The 2572-nt window shown below is 35.6% G+C and carries 4 protein-coding genes and 1 pseudogene; all 5 read right to left on the bottom strand.

Annotation, left to right across the window (positions count from 1 at the left end):
* Positions 1 to 1026 (bottom strand): rolling circle replication protein, Rep63 protein (locus tag NI468_RS15940; protein WP_253102606.1); only part of this gene is annotated, 1026 nt, incomplete at its 3' end.
* A 152-nt stretch (positions 1027 to 1178) separates the two neighbouring features.
* Positions 1179 to 1454, bottom strand: coding sequence for a hypothetical protein (locus NI468_RS15935; protein WP_253102605.1), 276 nt, complete (start codon positions 1452 to 1454; stop codon positions 1179 to 1181).
* 229 nt (positions 1455 to 1683) lie between these two features.
* Complete coding sequence (locus NI468_RS15930; RefSeq protein ID WP_253102604.1) at positions 1684 to 1878, bottom strand: hypothetical protein; 195 nt, start codon at positions 1876 to 1878, stop codon at positions 1684 to 1686.
* Positions 1868 to 2209 carry a hypothetical protein gene (locus tag NI468_RS15925; protein ID WP_253102602.1) on the bottom strand — a complete coding sequence of 114 codons (342 nt, stop codon included), beginning with the start codon at positions 2207 to 2209 and terminating at the stop codon, positions 1868 to 1870. Before NI468_RS15925 ends, NI468_RS15930 begins: the two co-directional genes overlap by 11 nt.
* 92 nt (positions 2210 to 2301) lie before the next feature.
* Positions 2302 to 2572 (bottom strand): annotated as a pseudogene (locus NI468_RS15920) (hypothetical protein); the annotation flags it as partial.

Below are 2572 nucleotides of genomic sequence, written 5' to 3'. Positions count from 1 at the left end.
TTCAATTGCATTTTTTTCTGTTTCTTCTGCTAGTTCCTGATCTGTTTTTTCTTCAACACAAAGTAATTTTTTAAGACCACGACCCCAAACAAGTTGAGAAGAACCTTTAATCGAAAAAGCAAATTCCTGAAATAATTTAGAGGGCAATTTATCACCGTATAAAGGCTTATCTTCGATAGATAACTGGAGAAGATCGAAAGGAGTAAAACCACCATTACGACCTTTCTTCATATGCCCTTTAGTAATTTCTTCAGGAAGACCCCATTTATTTTGATCCGGTAAACCATATTTACTGATGTATTCATCAGCATGTGATCCATCACGAATATCTAAACCATGTTCCATACTTGGAGAACGAAGACCTGCTTTAAGACATGAGCTAATCCAGATACGAGCCAATTCATTTCTATAAGACTCAAATCCTAAAACGGTATATTTAGTTAAAAGTAAAATATGATTATGTGGATGCCAACCATTTTGACCCCATAAAATTTCTAGCCCTTTAATCTTATTTTCAACGCCTATAGCCTTAAAAATCTCTTTTACACGTCTATGAGCAACAAAACGAGCATAAGCATCCCTAAGCCCTAAAAGAGAAGCTTTAAGAGGCATATTAAGGGAATGAGAGAAAGTAAGAGTAAGAAGCAGGCAACCGCCTAAAAATTCTTTTTTCCAACGATCAATAGCAGAAGAAAGCTCAGAACGTCGACCTTCTGTAATTTGTTTAGCACAAACAGGATCAATCCAAAGACAACCGCATCGTTGCATATTAGACCAGTGTGCTTTTTTTCGTTCTACATTGTATTTAACAAGGCGATCTTTAGTTTTATCTATTCGTTTTTTTAGACAATTACAAACACGATGTTTAGGTAAAAGTTTGCAGGCTTGGTCTTGTAAAATGAAATTATGAAGACGTTCAACACCCGTATTTTTAAAAGTGGCCTGAGATTTCGTATATATACCTAGGAAACCCCCATCAATTCCCTTATGAGGTTTTAAATGCGCTGGAAGGTCATCCCATCCCATCGCTTGCGAGCCCTCAGCCGACTGGCGATGTGCTGACCTATCAGCTATTTGACATACGTCATGGTTACCGTACAATAGAGTTACTCCTAACTGTTGCCGTACAACTACAGGATTCCAAAGCCTTGAGAATTGCAGTTCTCAGGGCTTTTTCATTATTTAAGGTTTTTAACCTCGACAGCCATTTGCCCTAGCTTTTGGTTACCATCTAGCAGCATTTCATGCGCAAACTGTTTTGCAATATTCACAGCGTTTTCTTTGTTTTCTTGAATCTGCTCCAAAGCATCTAATGTCTGTTGAAGCACAGGAACAAATTCTTCCAATAATTCTAAAATTATCTTGGTCTTTGGCTGTTGTGTTAAAACTGAAATACGATCTAAAACGTCATCCATTTCAGGAGGAACACTCAAAGCAATTCGTTTTCTAGTCATGTTACCAATTCCATTTTATGTTGCCACTCAAATATTGCACATACTTAAAAAATAAGCAAATATTTTTCAGGAAGTCGGCATAGCCGAAAAACTCCCGATCTTGGTTTAGATGGGAGCTGTAATCAGGGAAGGAAGGTTTTAGATTTTGATTATGTCAGATCGGGGGTAACTCCACCCCCTCTGTTACTTTCATGAAATGCGCACTTACGACTTAAATTTCATTTAAATCCTAATCGCGGAAATCTAACTTTTTTCGCAAGTTATCAATCATGGCGTATTGTTCGCAATAATAAATATATTGTTCCCTGTCTTCCTTTTCTAATTCTTTAGAATCAACATATGAAGCGACTTCTTCATAATCAGATTCAACAAGACTAAGTAAATATTCAATTTCTTTGGGTGTTAGCTCGTTTTTAAAATTCATCATCAAATCCATCAAAATCGGCTAAAAACATATCTTTTCCTTTATCCATTTCCTTTTGAATAAAATCATCGGTATGTTCAAGTGATGCGTAACCAATAGCTTTTAAATATTGAAAAGTCTTAACCACTGTAAAATTATCTTTTTTCAAATCATTTTGATCTATGTAATTTTGAGCACGTTCAGGATTAACAAATAAATAAGCATCTGCAAAAGGAACAGGAAAAAATTCCCCATTCTTAGAAACTAAAGCATCATTTTTATTCATAACTGAATAGCCTAAGACGTAAAATTTTTGATTATCACTGCGTCCAGGGAAAACACGTAAATCCATAATAAAACCTCATAATAATAAAACTTGTATTTTTGCTGCGTCCTCCGCTTCCTCGTTGTCGCAGCTCCTCCTCGTCATTGTCGTCCTTGCAACTATTCAAGTTGTTTAAATTTTTGGATTTCTAAATATTTAAAATGAAGTTCATCCAAAAGAGCGTTAGCACTGGAGAAACCATCCTTTTGTTCATAATCCCTAGCAACACAATCTAAAAAGACGTGTCTTTTTTGGAAAACAGTCAAAAGAGTAAATCCATAATCAGCAACAGAAGTCAGTTCAATTGCATTTTTTTCTGTTTCTTCTGCTAGTTCCTGATCTGTTTTTTCTTCAACACAAAGTAATTTTTTAAGACCACGACCCCAAACA

The sequence above is a fragment of the Acinetobacter lwoffii genome, assembly GCF_024129355.1.
Classification (GTDB): Bacteria; Pseudomonadota; Gammaproteobacteria; order Pseudomonadales; family Moraxellaceae; genus Acinetobacter; species Acinetobacter lwoffii_I.
Note: the sequence above shows the minus strand (reverse complement) of the source record. Positions and strands in the feature narration are given on the sequence as shown.

What these genes read in the sequence shown, in the direction of transcription:
- NI468_RS15935 (WP_253102605.1), bottom strand. Translation starts at nt 1,454, where the DNA reads ATGACTAGAAAACGAATTGCTTTGAGTGTTCCTCCTGAAATGGATGAC.
- NI468_RS15930 (WP_253102604.1), bottom strand. Translation starts at nt 1,878, where the DNA reads ATGAATTTTAAAAACGAGCTAACACCCAAAGAAATTGAATATTTACTT.
- NI468_RS15925 (WP_253102602.1), bottom strand. Translation starts at nt 2,209, where the DNA reads ATGGATTTACGTGTTTTCCCTGGACGCAGTGATAATCAAAAATTTTAC.